The following is a 22411-nucleotide window of genomic DNA, read 5'->3' as shown; positions in this document are numbered from 1 at the left end:
ATGATTGCGCGGCGGAACGCGCTTGCGAGCGTCAAACGAGGGATGCCCAGCCGACATGTCCTTCCCCGTCCCACCATGCCACGTCCTGACCGTCGGTGACTCCGAAGGGCGCGGGGAGCAAAGATGCCGTGCGCGTCGACAGGTGATACAGGACGGCCTGCCCCTTATCCCCGTTTTGATTGACCACCATCCACTCGCCGCCGACCGTGGCGACGCCGGTCTGGCGATTCGTCCACTGCAAGAGCGTCCGACTCCCCCAAGGATACGCGTAGATGGGATAGGGCGCTGGATTCACGGGGGAGTTGGGTTCGGTCTGCGCGTTTTCTTCAAAATAGGCGGCCCCATCGGTTGCGCCGTACAACACGGGCGGGTGCCAAAGCGAAATGGGCGCCTGTTGCGGCGCAGACTTCGGATTTGCAAGCGACAGTCGCTTGAGGCTGCCTTTGTCGCGCGGGTCCATGGGGTTTTTCGACATCGCCTCTGCGTACCAGAGATACGATGTGCCGACGGCCATCGACAGAATGGCCCGCCCATCGCGGGCGGCATCCTCTCTCACCAGCGGCCGAAGCACGCCGTCGGTCAACGAGCACGACCAAACAGTCGACACCATGTCGTCTTGAATCTGGACGTTGGAAAGCCAATACGCCGTGTCGCCGACAATCTTCAGGCCCACGATATCGCCGGCCTCGCCTGTCTTGGGAGCGGTCATGAGGAGCCGACGATGACCCGTCTGGCGATTCTCTGCCCAGATTTGATGGAGGCCCGTGCCACCCACCGGCCCGGTCTGCCAGACCAACCACTCGGGCGTGAAGGAGGCTGCGTTCACCTGCTCAGATGAGGGGAGATCGATAGATTCCACCGTGTGCCCGTCCGATTCCCGCACGACGAGGAGACGGGATGGACCTGTCCACTTGCCGGATGCATCGGCATTGGGATATTCGGCCACCAACAGCTCATGCTCCGCGATGGTCCAAACCTGGCACCCCGGGAAGTTCGCCCTGTGAACTGACCGAAGCGACATCTCAGACATGCTTAGGCTCACCGTTTCCATGCGAGGCGTGGTACTTCGCGCTGGATGAGTTGCTCGCTGTGGTTGCAGGTGACCCGGTGAACCGCAAGCGCTGAGTCCTAAGAAAAGAATGGACGTATATGCCAAAGATGCGCGCTTACCCCACCACGCCATATCGGTTATCCCCCTTGATCGCCTTTCTCGTAAAGCGGACATGGAAAGCGAGTCGCGAATTCCAACTGGAACCACGCCCTCTCTCGATACAAAAGATTCGGACTTCTCAAGCTGCGAACCTCGCGCCTTCCCTTGCAGCATCCCTCCGCTCCCTCGACGGCGTACCAGCTTGCGACACCGCCGTAATCCATACCCACCCATTTAGATCAACATCACGATGCTTCGACATGTACTTTCTTTTCGCGAAATCTATGTGATCTCTTGATGCAGTCAGGATAATTGATTTTGTAACTCAGATCAATCATTACCTGAACATCCATGTCTCTTTCAGCGAAGACGGCACGTTGAGCTCAGGGGCGCACGCCTGTAAAAAGGGCCGGTTCACCCTCGAACCGGCCCAGAACATGTGACTCCATAATTCAAGGTATCTTGTCCGCACCGCATCGGTCCGTTCGGCCGCGCGGGCCTCAGCTCAGGAGGCTTCCCACGACTCGCCTCTTGCTTCACGGCGCGTGCGGTGCCTCACAGTTCGTACGACTCGCCCACCTTCAGCTCGATCGCGTCGATGCCGCGCGCCTTGCAGTCTTCGACGAACTTGGCCCCGTCCTGAGCGATGAGGGGGAAGGTGTTGTAGTGCATGGGGATGACCTTCTTGGCCTTGAGCCACTCCGCCGCGATGAGCGCGTCCTCCGGCCCCATGGTGAAATTGTCACCAATGGGAAGCAGCGCGAGATCGATGGAGTTCAGCTCCCCGAGGATCTTCATGTCGCCGAACAGCCCGGTGTCCCCGGCGTGATAGATGGTCTTGCCCTCCAAGGTCAGCAGGAAGCCGACCGGCGGGCCGACGTACACGAGCCCTTGATCCGTCTCGACGCCGGAGCCGTGGAAGGCGAGCGTCACCTTGACCCGGCCGAACGGGAAGTCCCGCTTGCCCCCGATGCCCATCGGGTGAACGTTCAACCCTTTGCCTGCGTAATAGACGGCCAATTCGTTCGCCGCGATAATCGTCGCGTTGTTGTTGCGGGCAATCGCCTCGGCGTCGAGGACGTGATCGGCATGGCCGTGCGTGAGGACGACCCACTGCACCTTGATGTCCTCCGGCTTGGCCACCGCGTTGGGATTGCCACTCAAAAACGGATCGATGACCAGGCGATGCTCTCCGCTTTCGATCACGAAACAGGATTGGCCATGGTACGTCAGTTTCACGACTCTCGCCCCATTTCCCTCATGATATCGTCCAGCGACCACAGGCGGACATCTTCGAGCGGCTCGGCGACGATGCGCTGAATATCCATCCACAGCCGCTGCAGCTCAAGATCCGCCTCGAGGTACGCCCGGGCGTCCTGATGAAGTTGCACAATCTCCGACAGTCTGCGCAGCGTCTCCAGTTCCTCCTGGGTCGGTTCTTCACCGCGGAGCCGCTTGGCCTCGAGCTGATACTGGCGCCGATAGAAATCGAGGACCATCTGCTTCGTCGGCTCGTCCCGCTCGATGGCCTCCTTGGCGCGTTTCGCGCGCTGATACGGCTCCCACGCCTGCATCGCCCGCGCCAGGGCGTGCGCATGATCGTACGGGTTCACGCGCGTCCCTCCCTGCCATACGGGTCTATTATACAACCGGGGGTTGTCACAAAAAAACGCGCGCGCGCCGAAGCCCTCCGCGCTCCCGCTCGCGCTCCTGCGCGACCCATTCGCTTTCGGTATACTGTCGGAAGAGGAGGGAGAACGGCTGTGCAACCGACATCGCTGTACGAGGCCATCGGCGGCGCCGCGACCTTTCGACGACTCGTCGACGCGTTTTATGATCGCGTCGAACAAGACGAGCTCCTGAGGCCGCTGTTCCCGCCGACCTTTGACGAGGTGAAAGAGCGCCAATACTGGTTTTTGACCCAGCTCTTTGGCGGGCCTAGGCTGTACACGGAGCGCCGCGGTCACCCCATGCTGCGAGCGAGACACCTGCGCTTTCCCATCACGCTGCGCCACGCGGAGCGATGGCTTCACTGCATGGCCGCGGCGATGCAGGAGGTCGAGCTGCCGCGTGCCGCGCAGGCGGTCATGCTCGAGCGGCTCGCCGGGATCGCGCAACACATGGTCAACACGCCTGGAGAGGAGGAAGAAGCATGAGCTCGTACTCGCCCGTGCCGGCGCTCGGAGAGCGCATTGCGCAACTGCGCAAGGAGCGCGGACTGACGCAGGCCAAGCTCGCGGAGCGCGCCCGCCTTTCGACGAGCGCGATTGCCATGTACGAGACCAACCGCCGCCAGCCGGACGAGCGCACGCTCGCGCAAATTGCGGAGGCGCTCGGCGTCGACATGAGCCAAATTGCCCCGCACCTCACCGCGCCAGCCGCGGCGTCCTCGCCTCCAAAGGCAAAACCCGCGCCCAGGCAGCGCGATACCGTCTCTGCGCCCGCAGAGCGCCGCGCACCCGCGGCGGAAGATGGGCACGGAGGCAGCCCGGACGCGCCGGGCGTGACGCAGCTTGTCCTCACCAAGGACGAAGCCCGGCTCATCCTGTTCGTCCGCATGCACCCCGACGCCATGCCGTTTCTCCAGTCGTACGTCACCGCCGATCCCGACAAGCGCCGCCAACTGGAGCGCGCGTGGCGGCTCATCCAGGCCTTCCAGGGCTAAGGCGCCAGCCCATTCAAGCACCATCCGTCACGGGGCGTCGTTGACGCCTGGGCGATACGGAATGGGATCCCTGGCGCCCGCCTCCGCGAATCCCTTGAGCCGCAGCCGGCAGCTGTCGCACTCGCCGCAGGCCACGTCGCCGCCTTGGTAACACGACGTGGTCAGCTCATACGGCACCCCGAGTTCCAGCCCCTTTCGGACGATCTCGCCCTTCGTCCAGTGCAGAAGCGGCGTCTCGATGCGGATGGGCCGGCCCTCGACCCCCGCCTTCGTGCCGATGCGCAGCACGTGCTCGACGCCCTCGATGAACTCCGGCCGGCAGTCCGGATAGCCGCTGTAGTCGAGCGCGTTCACGCCAATGTAAATCGCCTCAGCGCCGATGACCTCCGCGTACGACGCCGCGATCGCGAGGAACAACAGGTTTCTCCCCGGCACGTACGTCACCGGAATATCGCGCGAAACGCCCTCCGTCGGCACGTCGATGGACGTATCCGTTAAGGCGCTCCCGCCGATCTCGCGAAGGAAGTCGATGGACACGATGCGGTGGTCTTTGACGCCGTAAAACGCTGCGACTTTCTTCGCCGATTCCAGTTCAATGCGATGCCGCTGTCCGTAATCGAAGGTGATGGGACAAAGCTCGTACCCCGCGGCGCGCGCGATACCCATGCACGTCGCGCTGTCGAGCCCCCCGCTCAAAATCACCACAGCCTTTGCCATGCCCACACGCCCTTGTCACATATCCATTGGGATGAACACAAAATGAGGAACGTGAAACTTGGAACGAACGTTTGCCCGGCCAGCCCTATCGACCAGCCCCAACCCCATTCGCCTTGCCCAGGCGAAGTGCGTCCTCTTCGCCCGATGGCCTGCGCCCTAGCAACCGAGCTTGGCCGCCTCCTCAAACACGAAGCCGTCTTCCCCGTAATCGAGCACGACGTCCGCCAACAACTTGACGATGGCCTGCGCCACCGTCACATCGACGGCTCCCTGCGCACCCTCGAAGCGAAGCGTAGTATCGAGCGGCCCCTTCGTGTCGTCGATCACGACTTGGAACGGCGGCCCGCCGCAGCGATAGGCGCGATCGACCCGGATCAACTCGCCCGTCCTGAGCTCTTCTTGGGCCAAACGCGACAGCGCTTCGACCGCCCGATCCGTCACCTGCACGTCAGGTCCCCCGCTTCCCTGTACAATCTCTGCACACCACAGTATACTATACGTCGAAAATAGGAAACGGACGAAGCGGCACGCCGATGCTGCGGCTGCCCAAACACTCGTCCCCGGCGGACGAGTGTTTTTGTTGCATCTTGCCTCGCTTTCAGTCCAATCCGGCGCACAAGGAGTGAACCGTGCAGATGGCGATGCGGAAAGTCGACGCGAAGGAACCGGCCACGTCGCGCGAACAGCGCGTGCTGGAATTCTGGAAGCGCGAGAACATCTTCCAAAAGAGCGAGAAGGCGCGCGAAGGGCGGCCAGAGTGGGTGTTTTACGAGGGCCCGCCGACGGCCAACGGCTTGCCACACCCCGGTCACGTGCTCACGCGCGTGTTTAAGGACCTGTATCCCCGCTACCGCACCATGAAGGGCTACCACGTGATGCGCAAAGCTGGCTGGGATACCCATGGACTGCCCGTCGAGATCGAAATTGAAAAGAAATTCGGCATGAACGGCAAAAAGGACATCCAAGCGTTCGGCATCGAGCGCTTCGTCCAAGCGTGCCGCGAGAGCGTGTTCAAATACGAGGAGGTCTGGCGCGAGCTCACGGAGCGGCTCGGCTACTGGATCGATCTCGACCATCCGTACATGACGCTGACGGACGACTACATTGAGTCGGTGTGGCACCTCCTGAAGACCATCTACGACAAGGGCTGGCTTGTCGAGGGCCACCGCGTAAGCCCGTACTGCCCGCACTGCGAGACGACGCTCTCGAGCCACGAGGTCGCGCAGGGTTACAAGGACGTCAAGGACCTGTCCGTGACCGCGAAGTTCCGGTCGAAACACGACGTGGACGGCCGGCCGACGTACTTCCTGGCGTGGACGACGACCCCTTGGACGCTGCCCTCGAACGTCGGCCTCGCGGTGCACGAGGACCTGACGTATGTCCTCATCCACAAAGCCGGCGCAGGCGAGAACGTCTGGGTGGCCGAAGGCCTGAAGGACGCGTACCTCGAAGAGGGCGATCGCGTCATCGCCCAAGCGAAGGGCCGTGACCTCGTCGGCACGGGGTACGTCCCTGTCTTCCCATACGTCGTGCAGGAAGGCAAGAAACACATGGTCATCACGGCGCCGCACGTCACGGACGAATCCGGCACGGGCATCGTCCACATGTCGCCCGCGCACGGCGAGGAAGACTACAAGGCGTGCCAGGAAGCCGGCCTGATTTTCGTCAACTTCGTGGACGAGTCTGGCCGATTCACAAAGGACGTCCGCGACTATCAGGGCCGGTTTGTGAAAGACGAGGCCTTGAACGTCGATCTCGTCAAAGACCTGGCGGCACGCGGCCTCGTCTACGAGAAGCACAAGCACGAGCACAGCTACCCGCACTGTTGGCGCTGCGACACGCCGCTCATCTACTACGCGATTCATTCCTGGTTCATCCGAACCACGGAGTTCAAGGATCAGCTCATCGCCAACTCGCAGTCGGTCAACTGGATCCCGCCGCACATTCGGGACGGGCGGATGGGCAACTTCCTGGAAAACGTGATCGACTGGAACCTGTCGAGATCGCGCTATTGGGGCACGCCGCTGCCCATCTGGCGGTGCGACGCGTGCGGAGAGGTCGAGTGCATCGGCTCGCGGGCGGAGCTCGAGGCCAAGGCGGGGCGCCTGCCGAAGGAGCTGCACAAGCCTTACATCGACGAGCTCGTGTGGCCGTGTCGCTGTGGTCGGGGCACCATGGTGCGCGTGCCTGAGGTCATCGACGTGTGGTTTGACTCGGGATCGATGCCTTTCGCGCAGCTCCACTATCCGTTTGAAAACCGCGAGCTGTTCGAGCGACTGTACCCGGCGGATTTCGTGTGCGAGGCCATCGACCAGACGCGCGGCTGGTTCTACAGCCTGCTCGCCATCTCCACCGCGGTGACGGGCAGGGCGCCCTACAAGAACGTGCTCGTGCTTGGCCACGTGCTCGACGAACAGGGCAAGAAAATGTCGAAGTCGAAGGGCAACGTGATCGATCCGTTTGAGGCGTTTGACAAGCACGGCGCGGACGCGGTGCGCTTCTACTTTGTGTCGAACACGCAGCCGTGGAACTCGCAGCTGTTCTATCACCGCGCGGTGGCGGAAGCAAAGGCGAAGTACATCGACTTGCTGCAAAACATCCACCAGTTCTACGCGCTGTACGCCGGGATCGACGGGTTCAACCCGTACGAGGTGGAACACGTCGCGGTGGCAGAGCGGCCGCTCATGGACCGGTGGCTCATCGCGCGCCTGCATCAGACCATCGAGGGCGTGGACGAGGCGTACGCGCGCTACGACGCCACGCAAGCGGCGCGCCTTTTGCAGGCGTTCGTGGACGAGTTGTCGACCTGGTACGTGCGGCGCAACCGGGACCGCTTCTGGGCGGACGGCATGGCGCCAGACAAGGTGGCCGCGTACCTGACCTTGTTCGAGGCGCTTAGGACGGTCGCGCTTCTCACGGCCCCCATCACGCCGTTTTTGGCCGAGGACATCTACCAGAACGTCGTGCGCCTCGGCGGAGATGCACACGACGTGCCGGAGAGCGTTCACCTGTGCGACTTCCCGGAGGCAAACGCCGCGCTCGTCGACGAGGCGCTCATCCGAGAGATGGCGCTCGTGCTGCGCGTCGTGGAGATGGGTCGGCATTTGCGCAACGAGAGCAAGCTGAAGACGCGCCAGCCACTCGCCGCGCTGTATGTTCCGCGGGCGCAACAGGACGTGATCGCCAAGTTCGCGGACGTCATTCAGGACGAACTGAACGTCAAGGAGATCCGCTTTGCCGATCTCGACGAGATTGCGCGGCCCACGCTGTATTTGAATCTGAATGCGGTGGGCAAGGCGTTCGGCCGCAAGACGCCGGTGCTCAATGAGGCGGCGAAGCGAGCGGACGAAGCGCAGATCCGCGCGTTCCGGGAGACGGGCGCCGTGGTGCTCGAGGGCGAGACCCTGACGCAGGAGCACGCGGAAATCCGGTATGAGGCGAAGTTTGACGGCCTGGTGACGGTCGACAACCGGCTGTTTGTGGGCCTCGAGACGCGGCTCACGCCGGAACTCATTGAGGAGGGCTACGTGCGCGAGGTCATCTCCAAGATGCAAATGATGCGCAAGGAGGTCGACTACGGCGTCACGCATCACGTGCGGTTTTACGCGGAAGGAGATCCGGAACTGCTCGACGTGATCGCGCGAAACCGGTCGCGCATCGGGGCGACGGTGCTGGTGCGCGAGTGGAGCGACGCGCCGCTCGCGGACGCGGATCTGACGAAGGAGTGGGACGTCAACGGCAAGAAGCTCACGCTGTCGGTGGGCCGATGAGCACAACAGGCGGGGACGGATGTCCTCGCCTGTTTGCATGAAGATGCGCAGCTTGGGGGAGATGGCCATGGCGTTTGCGCTCAAACGGGCGTATGACCCGCCGGAGGCGGGTGACGGGTTCCGCGTGCTCGTGGATCGCCTTTGGCCGCGCGGCGTCCGGCGCGAAGCGCTCGCCGTGGACGCGTGGTTGAAGGACGTGGCGCCTTCGAACGCGCTGCGCCAATGGCTCCACGAAGACGTATCCCGGTTCTCGGCCTTTGCCGAACAATACCGAGGGGAACTTCGGGCGGATGAGGCGCATCAGAAAGCCGTGGGCCAACTGCTGGTCTGGGCAGACACGCACCCGAGGGTCACGCTCGTGTATGCCGCGCGCGATCCGGTTCACAACCACGCCCGCGTCCTGCTCGAGTACCTCCAATCGCTCGATGCCTGAACCAGGCGATTGCGCCTCCCGAGCGGCCGGCGCCTAACGGTCTTCTTTCGCGGCCTCTCCGCCGAGAAACATGAGCACATCGCGAAGGACCGCGGCCCCGGCCTGCATCGCAAACCCGTGGCCACACCCCGCGTACAGCTTCAGCCTCGCGCCGGGCATGCGATACGCCAGGCGCTCCCCATTGGCGTAGGGCAAGACGCGGTCGGACAGGCCGTGCATCACCAGCGTGCGAGAGGTCACGTTTGAAAGCCTGTCCCAACTTCCCTGCCATCGCTCCACGGCGTCGAGCTGGGCCTGATAGACCGCTTCCGGCATGTCGGCTCGCAGGAGCAACCGAAAGGCGCCTCGCAGGTACGCCTCGTTTTTCGCGCGAAACTCCTCCGGAAAAAACAGGCGCATGTACCACTCCGCGCGGGCGGCGAGATCGGTCGGGCGAGATCGCATCTCACGCTTCACGTCTTCGGCCTGGATCATTTGCGGTCCGCCACAGCTGGTAGCGCCAAGCACGAGCGCATCCACGGCTTCGGGATGACGAAGCGCCAGCTCCTGCGCAATCATGCCGCCCATCGAGTAGCCCAACACGTGCGCTCGAGAAAACCCAGCGTCCTGTAAAACCGCATGCGCGTCGTCCGCCATCTCCTCGATGGTCCAGGGCTCGGTCGGGTGAGCCTCCGATTCGCCCGCCCCGCGGTTGTCAAAGGCGATGACGGTGTGCCTGGCCGCGAGTTTGCGCACAAAGCCAGACCCCCACCAGCGCAGATTTCCGCCGACGCCCATGATCAGAAGAAGCGGCGTGCCCGTGCCATGCACTTCGTAATACAGGCGCGCGTCAGGTCGATCGACAAACGGCATGGCCCAACCTCCTCGTCGTCCAAACCCTTCGAAGCCGAAAGATGGAATCCTCAGATTCACGCACAAAAAAAGGCTCACCCGTACCTGGGTGGCCCAATATAGGGGTAAAGGGGTACTTCAACTGTAACACATGTCCAATCTCCACGCCACACATTTCGTGGAAAATCCGGAGGGTTCGATCACGTCAACGCGCTGCGCGTGCGCACGACGCTCTCCGCTTCGTAGATGACCTTGCTGTACGGCAGGACCGACTGCGTGACCCACGCGTTCGATCCAATGACGCTGTGGTGCCCGATGACCGTTTCACCGCCGAGCACCGTGCAGTTGGCGTAGAGAATGACATAGTCCTCGACGGTCGGGTGGCGTTTGACCTGGCGCTGATACGCGCCCTCTTCGTCCTTCGGGAAATAGAGCGCGCCGAGCGTCACGCCTTGATAAATCTTGACGTGGTTCCCCACGACGGCCGTCTCGCCGACGACGATGCCCGTGCCGTGATCGATCATGATGCTGCGGCCGATGGTGGCGCCGGGGTGCAGGTCCACGCCCGTCACGCGGTGCGCATACTCCGTCATCATGCGGGGCAAAAGCGGCACACCGTGGCGATACAGGACGTTTGCGGCGCGGTACACCAAGAGCGCGAAGATGCCCGGATACGTGAGGATGACCTCGTCGCACCCCGTCGCGGCCGGGTCGCCATTCACGGTCTCGGTGATATCTTCGTAGACAAGGCTCTGCAACTGCGGGAGATTTTGAATATAGACGTCCGCCATCTCCCACGCGCGTTGATTCGTTTCCGCCGTTCCAGAAGACAGGCAGGACTGATACGTCGCCCGGTGCACTTGCTCCGCCAGTTCTCCGCGGAGGCGATCCAGCGTATCCGAAAGGTGTTTTCCACCCTCAGGGTCAAAGTAATTCGGAAGAATCGCCGCGCGCGTCCATTCGATAATCTGTTTGATGGCTCGCGGCTCCGGATGGCAGATGCGCCCTTTGAACATGCAGACGCTCTGCTGCAGCAGATGATTTGCAATGGTTTGGGTGTCCATGCCGATCTCGTCTCCCCTTCCGAGCGGCAGTCGCGCTTCGAAAGTCAGTATACACCCGTGGCGGATCGCAAAAAACTCTGTAAGCCTAACGGCATAATGGGATTTACGCCGCTCGGAGACCCGCATTTCTCGCACCCTGTCGCGGTTTTCATCCGCCCCAGATTACGGTATGCTCAAACTGGAACAGAGGATCGAGAGAGGAGTCGTGACACCTTTGGATGCCATTCGCGAAGTCGAGCGCTATCTCGACAACCACCGAGACGAGCTCCTCGAAGCGTTGAAGGAGCTGTTGTCCATCCCAAGCATCAGCGCCCTTAGCGAACACCGCGGCGACGTGCGGCGAGCCGCCGAATGGATTGCCCATCGGCTCACCAGCGCAGGTTTTGAGCACGTCGAGCTCATGGAGACCGGAGGCCATCCCCTCGTCTACGCAGACTGGCTGCACGCCGAGGGAAAGCCCACGGTGCTCGTCTACGGCCATTACGACGTGCAACCTGTGGATCCTCTCGAGCTATGGACCTCCCCGCCATTCACGCCGACCATCCGGGACCATCAGCTGTACGCGCGCGGCGCGAGCGACGACAAAGGCCCGACCTTTCTGCACATCGCAGTGCTCTCCGCCATGCTCAAGGTCCACGGGGAACTTCCCGTCAACGTCAAGTTCTGCATTGAGGGCGAGGAGGAAATCGGCTCCGCACACCTGCACGCGTTTCTCGAGCAGACCCGGGACCAGTTTGCCGCGGACCTCATCCTCATCTCCGACACCACCATGGTCGGGCCGAACCAACCCGCGGTGGTCTACGGGCTGCGCGGTCTCGCGGCGGCCCAAATCGATGTGCGAACCGCCGCATCGGACCTTCATTCGGGCCTGTACGGCGGCGCCGTGCCGAACGCCGCGCGAGCAGTGGCCGAGATCGTCGCGAGCTTCCACCGCCCAGATGGGAGCGTGGCCGTCGAAGGCTTCTACGATCGCGTTCGCCCGCTGACGGAGGCGGAACGGGAGGAGTTCGCGAAACTGGGCCACGAGGAAGAGGCGCTGAAGCAGGCGCTGGCGCTCTCCGATCTGTGGGGTGAGCCCGGGTACACCGCGCTTGAGCGCATGTGCGCGCGGCCGACGCTCGAGGTCAACGGCATCTGGGGCGGTTTTCAGGGCGAAGGCACCAAGACGGTCATCCCGTGCGAAGCGCACGCCAAATTGACGTGCAGGCTCGTGCCCGACCAGGACCCGCAGGAGATTCTCGATCTCGTCGAGCAACACGTACAGCGCCACGCCCCCAAAGGCGCCAAGGTGACGTTTATCCGCCAGGACGGGGGCAGGCCGTACGTCGCTCCGTATGATCACCCGGCGCTTCAGCTGGCGGCTTCCGCTTACGAACACGCGTATGGCACCAAGGCTGTGTTCACGCGCATGGGCGGGTCCATCCCCGTCGTGGAGACGTTCTCCCAGCTGCTCAAGATCCCGGTCGTCATGATGGGCTTCAGTCTGAACGATGAAAACTTCCATGCGCCAAACGAGCACTTCTCGCTGGACAACTTCGACAAGGGCCTGCGGACGTTGGCCTACTATTACCACGAACTCCCTTCCGCCTGGAACCAGCACTGATGCGCCAGGCCCAGTGCGGCGCCATCCTACCCGGCGCCGCGCGGTCCCGCGCGCCGGTCCATCAAACAGACGGCCGGCCCCTTACCGGGGCCGGCCGCTGCACAACTGCCCTTTAGCGCGCGACGGACTTCGCGCCTGTCAACGCTCGAACTGGCGGTTGATCTCCTCTTCAACGTACGGATTCAGGATGCGCAGATGCGTGCCCTTCATACCCAGCGAACGGCTTTCGATGGTACCTGCGCTCTCCAGCTTGCGGATGCTGTTGACGATGACCGAGCGCGTCACGCCGTGCTGGTCCGCAATTTGACTGCTCACGACGATGCCCTCAGGGGAATTGCGGACGGCGTCCAACAGGTACTTCGCAGCCTGCAATTCGGAGAAGCTGAGCGACTCCACCGCCAGATGCGCCAGGGCCCGCTGCCGGCTCTCCTCCTCTTTCTGCTGTTGGCGCGAGTGTACAATCTCGAGCGCCACCACCGTCGCCGCGTACTCGGCGAGAATTTGGTCATCTTCGTTGAACGCGCGCTGAGACCTCGCGAAGAGAAGCGTCCCTTGACGTTCGCGCGCCCCGATGATGGGCGTGATCATCAGGTGTTTGGAGCGAAACGACTCGTTTTCCTCGGGCGAGAAGACGTAAAGCGGCTTCTTTTGCTCGTCGGTCAAGTTGGCAATGGTCTGCTCCACACGAAGCAGATGTTTATTGAAATCGCCCGGAAACCGCTGCTCCCGCGTCATGATGTTCAACCATTCCTCGGTCAGCTCGTGCTCCGCAACCCCGTATCCGAGAATCTTGCCCTTGCGCCCCACGATGTACACGTTCGACTGCATGAGGCGGCTCAAAAATTCGGCAACTTCTTGAAATTCCACTTGCTCATTTGAACGGTGCAAGAGTTGCCCAAGTTCTTGGACCTGTTCCAACAAACTCACGTTCTCGTCACCTTGTCCTTCCCCCGGCCTTCGCCGGCATGTTGTACCTTCCCTGACCGCCCGAGTCCGAGGCGGAGGGTTTTCCCACGCACTCCGCATTCGCAGAATTGTCTCTGATGTTCAAATTATCACCATAACACAGACAATTTATCCACGCGTAATGAGCTTACTAGACCTTTGTCCACTTGTCAAATGAACAAACTGCGACAAACTTCCGCGCCTACGCGGATGTCTGCCGCAGCACCATCGCCCGCTATGACCAGTTTGCACCATGTGCGCGCAGTTATGCAAGGGCGTACACAAACGTCTACGCCATTTCCGTCTCACCGTGAGGCGGCTTGCCATACAAACGCTCCAAAATCATGCGATATCCGTCTGCCCCGTAGTGCAAACAACGCTTCACGCGGCTAATGGTCGCCGTGCTCGCGCCTGTCGCCTCTTCAATCGCGTGGTACGTGGCGCCTTCGCGCAGCATGCGCGCCACCGCAAATCGCTGAGCCAGAGACTCGACTTCTCCCACGGTGCACAGATCCTCAAAGAACCGGTAGCACTCGTCCTCGTCCTGAAGCGCCAAAATTGCGCGGAACAGTTCGCGCACCTCAGATTCATTCAGCCTCTCGAGCGCCATAGGCTTCATCCTTCACTGCTGTGACGTACCAAAGACAGTGTAGCAAAATGGCGCGCGCGTGACCAGGCGTGGACGCGATCGGATGAGCTAACATGCGGACTGGTCAACTTGGCTTGCCGCGAAATCCTTGTGCCGCGTGCGCGGAACGCGATGGACATGCGGTACAGGAAGCGCGTCGCTACGACTTGTCCACATCCGAACCATCTGCAAACAGGACCAGCAGCGCCGTGGAGTTTTCGATCGCCGAGACGGCATGCGGTCGACCTGGAGCAAGGCTTGTGCATTCCCCCCTTGATAAACGTACACGCTCGTCGCCAACGATCCACTCCAGCTCGCCGGACCACACGCAGAGAAACAAATGGTGTGGAGAGCGGTGTTCGGGAAGTCCTTCTCCCGCCCTCAGCGTCAACTGGGTCACTCGGTGTGCACCGCATGTGAACAAGGCACGCAATCGCTCGGTTCCGCCTTCTTGGATTTTCATGTTTCAACCTCCCGTCGGCGCAAACGCCCTAAATGTGTCGCCACACCACCATCGGTCAACAAGCGCGTGTGTCAGGCGGCTCGCGTGCTCATTCGCCTCAGGATGTGAATCCCGCTCCATCCGATGCGCACGAGGTACCAGGCGAAGGCGAACCAAGCCAGGCCTCCGCCCGTCGCCAGCAGGATACGTCCAACCATCGTGTCAAGATCGGCGAATCCCCACATCATAAGCGCCGTACCGATGGCCGACATCGACATCTGGGCGATAGACAACGTCGTCGAACGAATCTTGATGCCAAAGAGCACGGGCATGACGGCGTAGGATGTCCCGTACACCAGAGTCGTCATCCACCCAAGAAACAGCGCGTGAAGCACCGGAAGCGCATCGCTTTCCCGCCCGGCAATCATCCATCCCCCGGCGACACCCGCGAACACATAGCCGAGGATCCATGCCACACGGGTAACAGATGAACTTTCGACGCTCCCCGTCCCGCATCTGCCAGGGGAACGCCTAACGAGTGCGGCCTCGAACACAACGGCCACCCCGACAAGGCCAGCGCCCAACACATCCCGCCCCACGCCCGCAAGCATGTTGATGTGGAATGCTGTGCCCACCGATAAGGCGACCGTTGCGGGGAGCCAGATGATTTGAAACAAAACAATCGGCCAAGCGGACAAACGTACGCCGCTCAGCAACCGAGGATACAAGTGCAGCGAAACCGAAACTACGGTTCCGACGAGCCAGCCATTGTAGAACAACGCATTGGCACCAGGAGAACTGTCGCCGTCCGACCAGATGCCCCAGCATCCCCAGATTGCGCTGATCATGAGCAGAAGGCCACTCAGATCCGTCCCCCGCCGCGCTACCCTGTCCGTACGCTGGCAGTCCGCTCGTCGCCCAAGATAGCGCAGGTGTTCAGGAATGACTGGTGGCTGGACGCGGCCCTTGCGCTTCGCACGCACGGCGAGAAGGATGTTCGCAAGGAACAGAACGGGGGACGCGGCTTGTGCGACTGCACCTACGCGCGTGAGCAGCATGTTGCTCATCGCTGAACCGGCCACGAGGAGGACAATGCCGAGCTCCGCAATGACAAGGTGCACCCATCCCGCTGCGCGTGGATAGAGGCGCAGTTCCGCCGCGATGGCCAAGACTGCGTACGTCATGCCAAAGATGGCCATTGTAAGCCATCCCCATGGATTGATTTCGGCATGCAAACGAGACAGGACGGCCCAAGCAGAAGTTCTTGAGGCCATCCAAAAACCAAGCGTCGAACCCACGGAAAAGTTGACCAGCGCAGACGCAAAAAAGGCCATAGGCAGTGGCCCTACGCAGGATCGTTCGTCTTCGGACGGTGCAGGCGTCGTCACTGGAGCCGATCCAGATGGATGACCCATGTGTCCCGCTCCCCTTCGATAACGCCTTCCCGGCGCAATTGGTTCCAAATCCGATTGACCGATTCGCGACGCAAACCGACCATTTGTGCGATCTCGGCGTGCGTAATCGGCAGATGGACGTGTACGCCCTCGGGCCCGGCGCGGCCTTGCTCCTCGGCGAAGTGACGAAGAAAGGCCACGACGCGCTCGCGCGAATCGTACACGGCAAGCTCCTGAAGCTTCGCTTGGAGCTGCACAATCCGGTCCGCCAAGACCCGAAGGAGCTTCAGGGCGATGGGAGGATGCCGACGCAGGAGGGCATCGAACGAGCGCGTGGAAATCGCGTACACCGAGGTCGGCTCCATGGCGCTCGCCGTGCCTGGATAGGGCAAGTCTTGAAAGAAACCCACGTGCGGAAACATCTGCCCCTTGCCGAGCACGGCGACGATGTGCTCACGCCCTTCCTCGTCCACCTTCACAACTTTGATGAGTCCGCGCAACAGGAAGTACACAGCCTCCCGCGGCGTGCCCTCAATGAAGATGGTTTCTCCACGGCGATATTGACGCAAAACGGCGAGTTCCGCCACGCGCGCCAGTTCCTCCGGTGTCAGGTCGCGAAAAAGCGAAAACTCCTTCAGATCCTGACTCACACTCACAGGATATCCCCCCGTCATCGGGTTCACGCCGTTCTTGCCGCTGTGTTCGCTCTAAGCATACGATCCATTTCCATCCGAAATCGAGAGGACTCGAGCAGAAGGTCTGCCCAATTGTTGAACGAAACAGCACCGCACGCAGGAGTGTCCTGCGCGCGGTGTCCGTCAGACCTTCGCCTTCCCGATTTTCACTTGAAACACTTCGGGTCCGCGTTCAAGGTACTCCCAGGTGAACTGACCCTCCCGCTCATGTTGAAATTGATAGAAGAGTGGGACGGGATCGTGATCGTTCACGAGCAGCATGGCCTGACCCGGCTCCAGTTTGTCGAAGGTCTGAAAAATCACGCGGTGCTTCATTTGCGGCGGATACTCCGGCGCGCGCACGACATACGCAAACTCGGACACGTGAATCCCTCCTCGAAACTGCCACGCTGACCTCGCAACGGCGCGTGGCCTACGATGAATCTACGACAACTGGCGCATGCGCGGCGTGATACATATCACACCGAGTTCGCTCGGGTTGCAGAGCCCGCTCAGACGTTTGCCACGGCAACACCAAGGAGCGCAACAGGTAAGTAAACCAGCGAAGCGAGAAACGTACGCTTCGCCCAAGCGGTGATCTCGCTGCGCGATAGGGCCAACCTGATGTGGACTGCGACGAACCACGCGTTCAGTAAGCCCGCTACCGCGAGGTAGAGCTCTGGGTGAAGCACGAAATGGGAGACGGCGAGATCGACGCCTGCAAGAGCCAACGCGTAAAACAACATCTGAGCAATGGTTGTCTTGGCGCCTCGCACGACAGGCATCATGGGCACGGAAGCGCGACGATAGTCCTTCGACCGATACAGAGCAAGGCCCCAAAAATGGCTTGGCGTCCAGAGAAAGACGATGAGAAACAAAAGCCATGCGAGCGGCGCCAAGTGCCCCGTCACCGCAGCCCAACCGACGAGCGGCGGAATGGCGCCTGAGCCACCTCCGATGACGATGTTCTGAGGCGTGCGGCGCTTCAACCACATCGTGTAGATCCCGGCGTAATAGAGGTATCCGGCGACCGTGAGCCACGCGGCCAATCCCCCGACTGCGATGTCGAGCACCGCGAAGCCAGAGAGGCCCAAGATCAGTCCTGTCACGAGGGCGGTGCTCGGCGCCACTTGGCCTTGGGGCAATGGTCTATCTCGGGTGCGGTCCATGAGGCGGTCGATGTCGCGATCGAACCACATGTTCACCATTGCGGCTCCTGCGCATGCGAGGCCGAGCCCCAAGAGGCCAACCAGTGCCGGCCGCAGCGGAGGCAACCCATGACGAGCGGCAACCATGGCGCAAAATGCGCTGAAGAGCAGGAGCGCGTTGATGCGAGGCTTGCCAAGTTCCCAGAGCGCCCGGAGGCTGGGATAGCAGGTCCTTTCATTCGGACGAACCGTCTCTTGACCATTTGCCGTGAGCATGGCAGCGGCCTCCTTACTGAACCTGGCTGTTGAACGACATAATCCAGACCGATCCGAGCGCAATGGCGAGGGTGAAAAACAGGCCTAGTCCGATGGCTAGCCCCTTTACGCGACTGCCGTCTCCTTCCGTCACGTGCATGAACAGGAACAGCTGCACCAGCACCTGTATCGCCGCGAGCACCATAAGAAGCACAAGCAGCACCGGTGCGGGTAGCGCATGGAATGCAACAAGCGCGAACGCAATGGCCGTCAGGACGAGCGAGAGGACGTAGCCGGTGAAGTACTGATACTTCCCACCGCCATCTCTATCGTGTCGCTTGTCTGGGAGAGACATGGACGCCTTGGACATGTCACATCACCATCCCCGTGAGATAAACCACCGTGAAAATCAAAATCCAGACGACATCGAGGAAGTGCCAATACAGATTGACAACGAACACCTTTCGCGCAATGCGCGGCGTCAATCCGCGCCGAAGTACTTGGTAGAGCGTCACGAGCATCCATAGGACGCCAAATGTCACGTGACAGCCATGCGTGCCGACTAAGGTGAAGAAGGACGAGAGAAAGGCGCTCCGCTGCCAGACGGCCCCGATGAAGGCGTCGTGTGCAAACTCGCTCGCCTCGATACCGAGAAAGGTAAGACCCAAGGCGATTGTAACCGACATCCAGAGCGCGACCGCCTTTGGACGGCCATCCCGCATGGACAGCGTGGCAAGCCCGCCGGTGAAGCTCGAGGTCAGCAGTGCCAACGTTTCAGCTCCGAATCCCTTCATGTCAAATAACGTCGCTGGCGTGGGCCCGCCGTCCGTATGCGTGCGCAGCACCAGGTACGTGGCAAACAGACATCCGAAGAGAATCATGTCGGTCGCGAGAAACACCCAGAATCCCAGAATTCGCGCGCGGTCCTCGTCGTGCGTGTACTCGAGCGCAAGCGCCCTCCTCCCGCCGTCCCGAGGCTCCTCCATGGCATGTACACTGGTTGCCATACGTCACACCCTCCCCAATGTCGCTTCGTGCTCACGGATGGCATCCGCGGCGATGACCGTCTCGTCGTCTTCCTCCAGTGCGCGAAGGAGCAGACAGCAGAGGACGCTTGCAAAGCCTATCGCAGTCAACACATACCATCCAAACACGAGACCGAATCCTGCAATGAAGAAGGACAACCCCATCGCAAACGGGCGCGCCGTATGCTTGGGCACGTGGATATCGCGAATGTCTTCGGCGCTCGGCCGCACGTGCTCCATTTGTCCCTCGTATTTCGCCGCCCACCACATGTCGCGGGCCGTGATCGTCGGGATGACGGCAAAGTTGTACTCTGGCACCGGAGAGGGCAGAGACCACTCAAGCGTTCGTCCATCCCACGGGTCGCCCGTAACGTCGCGCTCGCCGTGGCGAATGCTGTACACGATTTGCCATACGATCACGAGAAAAGCGAGCCCCATCAGGTACGCGCCGATGGTGGACACGAGGTTCAACGTGTTCCAGCCCATGTTGGCGGGATAGGTATACATGCGACGCTGCATCCCCATGAGCCCGAGGGCGTACTGGGGCATGAAGCACACATAAAATCCAATGTTCCAGAGCCAAAACGCGATTTTGCCGCTTTTCTCGTCGAGCTTGAACCCGAACATCTTCGGCCACCAGTAATACATGCCGGCGAGCATGCCGTACACGACGCCGCCGATGAGCGTCTGGTGGAAGTGCGCGATCAGGAAGTAGCTGTTGTGATACTGGTAGTCCTCCGGCGCCGCAGCGAGTAGAATGCCCGTCGCCCCTCCTGTCACGAAGTTGGGAATGAACGCAAGCGTCCACAGCATGGGCAACGTCAACCGGATGCGGCCGCGATACATCGTGAACAGCCAATTGAAAATCTTTACACCCGTTGGTATGCCCACACACATCGAAGCGATGGCGAAGAAGGTGTTGACATCTGCCCCGGCGCCCATCGTGAAAAAGTGGTGCGCCCACACCAGATAACTGATCACGCTGATGAGCAAAAGGGATGCGACCATCGACTTGTAGCCGAAGATCCCTTTCCGCGAAAATGTCGCCACGACCTCGGAATAGACGCCGAACGCCGGCAGAATGACGATGTACACCTCCGGATGGCCCCAGACCCAGAAGAGGTTGATGAACATCATGGGGTTCCCGCCGTGCAAGATGGTAAAAAAGTGTGTGCCGGCGATCCGGTCCAAGAGCAACAGCGCGAGCGCGACGGTCAATGCCGGAAACGCGGCCAGGATGACGATACACGCTGCGAGTACGGACCACGTGAACAAGGGCACGCGATTCCACGTCATGCCCGGGGCACGCATGCGCAAGATGGTGACAAGAAAGTTGATCCCAGTGGCAATTGTTCCAATTCCAGACAAATTGATAGCCACGAGATAATAGTTTTCTCCGGGCCCCGGGTCATATCCGAGCTCGGTCAGCGGTGGATAGCTCACCCAGCCCGCATCGGGAGAGCCACCAAACACGAACGAGATGTTAAAGAGTAGGGCGCCGAAGAAGAACAGCCAAAAGCTGATGGCGTTGAGATACGGAAATGCGACGTCTCGCGCTCCAATTTGTAAGGGCACGACGATGTTGAAGAGCGCAAAGATGAACGGCATGGCCATGAACAAAATCATGATGGTGCCGTGCGTGGTGAAAATCTGATCGTAGTGCTCGGCGTTCAGAAAATGCTCACCCGGAAAGGCGAGTTGTGTGCGCATCAAGAGCGCGTCGACCCCGCCACGGAACAACATCAGCAGTGCGCAGACGAGGTACATGATTCCGATGCGCTTGTGGTCCGTGGTGGTGATCCACTCTCTCCACAACCATCCCCACCGCTTGGTGTACGTCAAAGTCGCGACAATACCCACGACGGTCAACGCGATGAGTGCATCAGAGATCCAGATCAGCGGGCCTTCGTTCCACATCAAGTAGTGATTTGCAAATTGCAGAAAGCCTGCAATCATCGACCGTCACCTCCGCCAAGCGAGGCCAGATTGGATCCCGACTGGCCGTAGATGCTTCCCATCGTTGGCATTCCCCACATGCTGGACATGTACTGTCCGCCATCCTGCCATACCACTTGATCAAACAGTCCCTCGGGAAAGCCGCCGTAAGACCATCGACCCGTTACGCCTGGTTTCTTGAGCAGTTGATAACCCGCAGCCGTGAGCGCTGGAGCGTGCTCCTTAAGCCCCTGCGCCCATGATTGAAAGGCTGATTCGGGGCGGGCCTGCACGGTGAACGACATATCCGCAAATCCCTGGCCCGTAAAATTCGCGCCGTGGCCGTAGTAATTGCCCGGAGCATCCGCCTGGACCCATAGCCTCAGCGCCATGCCGGGCATCGTATACTCTTGGCCCGCCAGTTGGGGCACCCAGAACGAGTTGATGGGCGCGTCGGACGTCAGCACAAACTGAACCGGAACCCCCGTTGGGATCACGCAGTAGTTCACTGTTGCCACGCGCTCGTCTGGATAGAGAAACAACCATTTCCAGTCCAGTGACACGACGTCCACGGTGACGACATTGCTGTTCGACTGCGGAGGCCGCGTCAGCGCGAACGTCGTTTTCGCTGTGTAGGCACCGAGCACGCCCACGATGACCACCGGAATGCCCCACCAGATCCATTCCAACGTCCGACTGTCTGTCCACTGTGGCGCGTAGGGAGCGCGATTTTCTGGTCGGTCTCGGTATTTCCACACGATGTACGTCGTCAGCGCCAACACCGGCACGATGACCACTAAGAGCAGAATCACCGACAAGATGATCAGGCGCTCGATTTCCCTTGCTGCAGGGCCAGCCGGATGCAACACCAAGACGTTCTGCCCGCAGCCCGCAAGCGCCATGGGAGTCAACGCAAGCAAGCTCGCGCGCCACCCTCGACTTACAAGTTTCACGCCATTCACTCCCCCTCCGGTCCTGCTTTTCACGGTAAGTTGGAGAGGAGGGGACATCTGTGCGTTCGATCACATCGCAAGGGAGAGAACCGTATCGTCCATGGAATGTTCAAACGTGTGAATAAAATGTGAGGAAAATTGCTCGGAGAACATGTGCTGGATAACCGACCGGAGGAGAAACAAGTCGTGGAAAGCGAGAACGAAAGGATGGATACGAATCTGGTCCGTCATGAGTCGCGTTGCACGCGAAGGGACGGGTGTTTCGCTTCATCGGACACCACAAGCTGATCCCACATTCCCGCCAGCGCGTGACCCGGGACCCCGCAGACGAGGGCATACGTTCCCACCTTCGCAGCAGTGAAGATGACATCCCGATGCGTCCCTTGAGGGTCTCCCTGTGACGGATTGGGCGTTTCTGCGCCTGGAAACGCAACCATCGTTGCGTCGAAGTTGGAGCGTTCGCGATCTCCGTAAGGCACCACCATCGCGCTGTGCGGCATCAAACTGGCATTGTCAAAGTCGATCACGACGCGCCACCCAATCGGCACGACCAGTGTCATACTGCCATTGGCATAGCCATCGAAGTTCATACCGCCGTTTGCGCGTCCGTCGCCGGCGACCACTTTCCACCGCACCTCGTGTTTAGCAGCGTTCCACGTCAACAAAGATTTGTCTTGGTTCAATGGAGACGGATGTGAAGCGCCACATCCAACCAACACAGATGTCACCATACTCAGAACAAGTCCCAACCGCTTGCGCATCCGAACCACTCGCTCCTC

General features: G+C 60.9%; 24 protein-coding genes. 5 read left to right on the top strand and 19 right to left on the bottom strand.

Translation table 11 applies throughout. The features are described 5' to 3' along the window. Positions 1-31 precede the first annotated feature (31 nt). From BW934_RS01495 to BW934_RS01485, 3 genes are all read right to left on the bottom strand, one after another. The gene (locus BW934_RS01495; protein ID WP_143232498.1) at positions 32-1030 is read right to left on the bottom strand and encodes a hypothetical protein; all 999 of its coding nucleotides are present in this window, start codon (positions 1028-1030) and stop codon (positions 32-34) included. A 675-nt stretch (positions 1031-1705) separates the two neighbouring features. After that, on the bottom strand, positions 1706-2389 hold the full coding sequence (locus BW934_RS01490) for a metal-dependent hydrolase (protein WP_076344336.1): 684 nt from the start codon (positions 2387-2389) through the stop codon (positions 1706-1708). After that, on the bottom strand, positions 2386-2763 hold the full coding sequence (locus tag BW934_RS01485; RefSeq protein WP_076344334.1) for a YlbF/YmcA family competence regulator: 378 nt from the start codon (positions 2761-2763) through the stop codon (positions 2386-2388). The genes BW934_RS01490 and BW934_RS01485 overlap by 4 nt, the downstream gene beginning before the upstream one ends. A 150-nt stretch (positions 2764-2913) precedes the next feature. Here BW934_RS01485 and BW934_RS01480 point away from each other — a divergent pair, with 150 nt between their 5' ends. After that, positions 2914-3306: a globin domain-containing protein gene (locus BW934_RS01480; protein WP_076344332.1), complete on the top strand. Its 393-nt coding sequence runs from the start codon at positions 2914-2916 to the stop codon at positions 3304-3306. Beyond that, positions 3303-3815: a helix-turn-helix domain-containing protein gene (locus BW934_RS01475; RefSeq protein WP_076344330.1), complete on the top strand. Its 513-nt coding sequence runs from the start codon at positions 3303-3305 to the stop codon at positions 3813-3815. Before BW934_RS01480 ends, BW934_RS01475 begins: the two co-directional genes overlap by 4 nt. A 27-nt stretch (positions 3816-3842) precedes the next feature. Here BW934_RS01475 and queC read toward each other — a convergent pair whose 3' ends face one another. After that, complete coding sequence (gene queC / locus BW934_RS01470; RefSeq protein ID WP_076344328.1) at positions 3843-4532, bottom strand: 7-cyano-7-deazaguanine synthase QueC; 690 nt, start codon at positions 4530-4532, stop codon at positions 3843-3845. A gap of 156 nt (positions 4533-4688) precedes the next feature. Continuing rightward, the gene (locus BW934_RS01465; protein ID WP_076344326.1) at positions 4689-4979 is read right to left on the bottom strand and encodes an iron-sulfur cluster assembly accessory protein; all 291 of its coding nucleotides are present in this window, start codon (positions 4977-4979) and stop codon (positions 4689-4691) included. 188 nt (positions 4980-5167) lie between these two features. Between BW934_RS01465 and ileS the strand changes: the two genes are divergently transcribed. Next, on the top strand, positions 5168-8302 hold the full coding sequence (gene ileS, locus BW934_RS01460; protein WP_234969455.1) for an isoleucine--tRNA ligase: 3135 nt from the start codon (positions 5168-5170) through the stop codon (positions 8300-8302). A gap of 67 nt (positions 8303-8369) precedes the next feature. Continuing rightward, positions 8370-8735 carry a DUF488 domain-containing protein gene (locus BW934_RS01455; protein ID WP_076344322.1) on the top strand — a complete coding sequence of 122 codons (366 nt, stop codon included), beginning with the start codon at positions 8370-8372 and terminating at the stop codon, positions 8733-8735. Between the two features lie 33 nt (positions 8736-8768). Here BW934_RS01455 and BW934_RS01450 read toward each other — a convergent pair whose 3' ends face one another. Both BW934_RS01450 and BW934_RS01445 read right to left on the bottom strand, forming a co-directional pair. Continuing rightward, a complete protein-coding gene (locus BW934_RS01450; protein WP_076344320.1) occupies positions 8769-9587 on the bottom strand; it encodes an alpha/beta fold hydrolase in 819 nt (272 codons plus the stop codon). Positions 9588-9766: 179 nt separating this feature from the next. Beyond that, positions 9767-10630 carry a serine O-acetyltransferase gene (locus BW934_RS01445; protein ID WP_076344318.1) on the bottom strand — a complete coding sequence of 288 codons (864 nt, stop codon included), beginning with the start codon at positions 10628-10630 and terminating at the stop codon, positions 9767-9769. Positions 10631-10844: 214 nt separating this feature from the next. Here BW934_RS01445 and BW934_RS01440 point away from each other — a divergent pair, with 214 nt between their 5' ends. Continuing rightward, positions 10845-12233 (top strand): dipeptidase, encoded by a 1389-nt coding sequence (locus BW934_RS01440; RefSeq protein WP_076344316.1) that lies wholly within the window; start codon positions 10845-10847, stop codon positions 12231-12233. A gap of 138 nt (positions 12234-12371) precedes the next feature. Here BW934_RS01440 and codY read toward each other — a convergent pair whose 3' ends face one another. The 12 genes from codY to BW934_RS01380 all read right to left on the bottom strand — a co-directional run bounded on the left by codY (position 12372) and on the right by BW934_RS01380 (position 22393). Next, on the bottom strand, positions 12372-13160 hold the full coding sequence (codY, locus tag BW934_RS01435) for a GTP-sensing pleiotropic transcriptional regulator CodY (protein ID WP_076344314.1): 789 nt from the start codon (positions 13158-13160) through the stop codon (positions 12372-12374). A 307-nt stretch (positions 13161-13467) separates the two neighbouring features. Continuing rightward, positions 13468-13788, bottom strand: coding sequence for a YerC/YecD family TrpR-related protein (locus BW934_RS01430; protein WP_076344312.1), 321 nt, complete (start codon positions 13786-13788; stop codon positions 13468-13470). 178 nt (positions 13789-13966) lie between these two features. Then, positions 13967-14269: a cupin domain-containing protein gene (locus tag BW934_RS01425; RefSeq protein WP_076344310.1), complete on the bottom strand. Its 303-nt coding sequence runs from the start codon at positions 14267-14269 to the stop codon at positions 13967-13969. Between the two features lie 71 nt (positions 14270-14340). Continuing rightward, entirely contained in the window at positions 14341-15447 is a 1107-nt protein-coding gene (locus BW934_RS01420; RefSeq protein ID WP_076344308.1) for a hypothetical protein, read from the bottom strand. A 185-nt stretch (positions 15448-15632) separates the two neighbouring features. Beyond that, a complete protein-coding gene (locus BW934_RS01415; protein ID WP_084182405.1) occupies positions 15633-16298 on the bottom strand; it encodes a Crp/Fnr family transcriptional regulator in 666 nt (221 codons plus the stop codon). A 162-nt stretch (positions 16299-16460) separates the two neighbouring features. After that, complete coding sequence (locus tag BW934_RS01410) at positions 16461-16700, bottom strand: DUF2249 domain-containing protein (RefSeq protein WP_076344304.1); 240 nt, start codon at positions 16698-16700, stop codon at positions 16461-16463. Positions 16701-16828: 128 nt separating this feature from the next. Further along, a complete protein-coding gene (cyoE, locus tag BW934_RS01405) occupies positions 16829-17740 on the bottom strand; it encodes a heme o synthase (RefSeq protein WP_076344302.1) in 912 nt (303 codons plus the stop codon). Between the two features lie 13 nt (positions 17741-17753). Then, positions 17754-18089 carry a cytochrome o ubiquinol oxidase subunit IV gene (locus BW934_RS01400; protein ID WP_234969454.1) on the bottom strand — a complete coding sequence of 112 codons (336 nt, stop codon included), beginning with the start codon at positions 18087-18089 and terminating at the stop codon, positions 17754-17756. A gap of 1 nt (position 18090) precedes the next feature. Beyond that, positions 18091-18726, bottom strand: coding sequence for a cytochrome (ubi)quinol oxidase subunit III (locus BW934_RS01395; protein ID WP_076344300.1), 636 nt, complete (start codon positions 18724-18726; stop codon positions 18091-18093). Between the two features lie 3 nt (positions 18727-18729). Beyond that, positions 18730-20700, bottom strand: coding sequence for a cbb3-type cytochrome c oxidase subunit I (locus BW934_RS01390; RefSeq protein ID WP_076344298.1), 1971 nt, complete (start codon positions 20698-20700; stop codon positions 18730-18732). Continuing rightward, a complete protein-coding gene (locus BW934_RS01385; protein WP_076344296.1) occupies positions 20697-21632 on the bottom strand; it encodes a cytochrome c oxidase subunit II in 936 nt (311 codons plus the stop codon). Before BW934_RS01385 ends, BW934_RS01390 begins: the two co-directional genes overlap by 4 nt. A gap of 227 nt (positions 21633-21859) precedes the next feature. Next, positions 21860-22393 (bottom strand): sulfocyanin-like copper-binding protein, encoded by a 534-nt coding sequence (locus tag BW934_RS01380; protein WP_076344294.1) that lies wholly within the window; start codon positions 22391-22393, stop codon positions 21860-21862. Positions 22394-22411: the final 18 nt, after the last annotated feature.

Source organism: Alicyclobacillus vulcanalis (genome assembly GCF_900156755.1).
Taxonomy (GTDB): Bacteria; Bacillota; Bacilli; order Alicyclobacillales; family Alicyclobacillaceae; genus Alicyclobacillus; species Alicyclobacillus vulcanalis.
The sequence above is the reverse complement of the archived record's forward strand: the minus strand, read 5'-3'. Positions and strand labels throughout refer to the sequence as shown.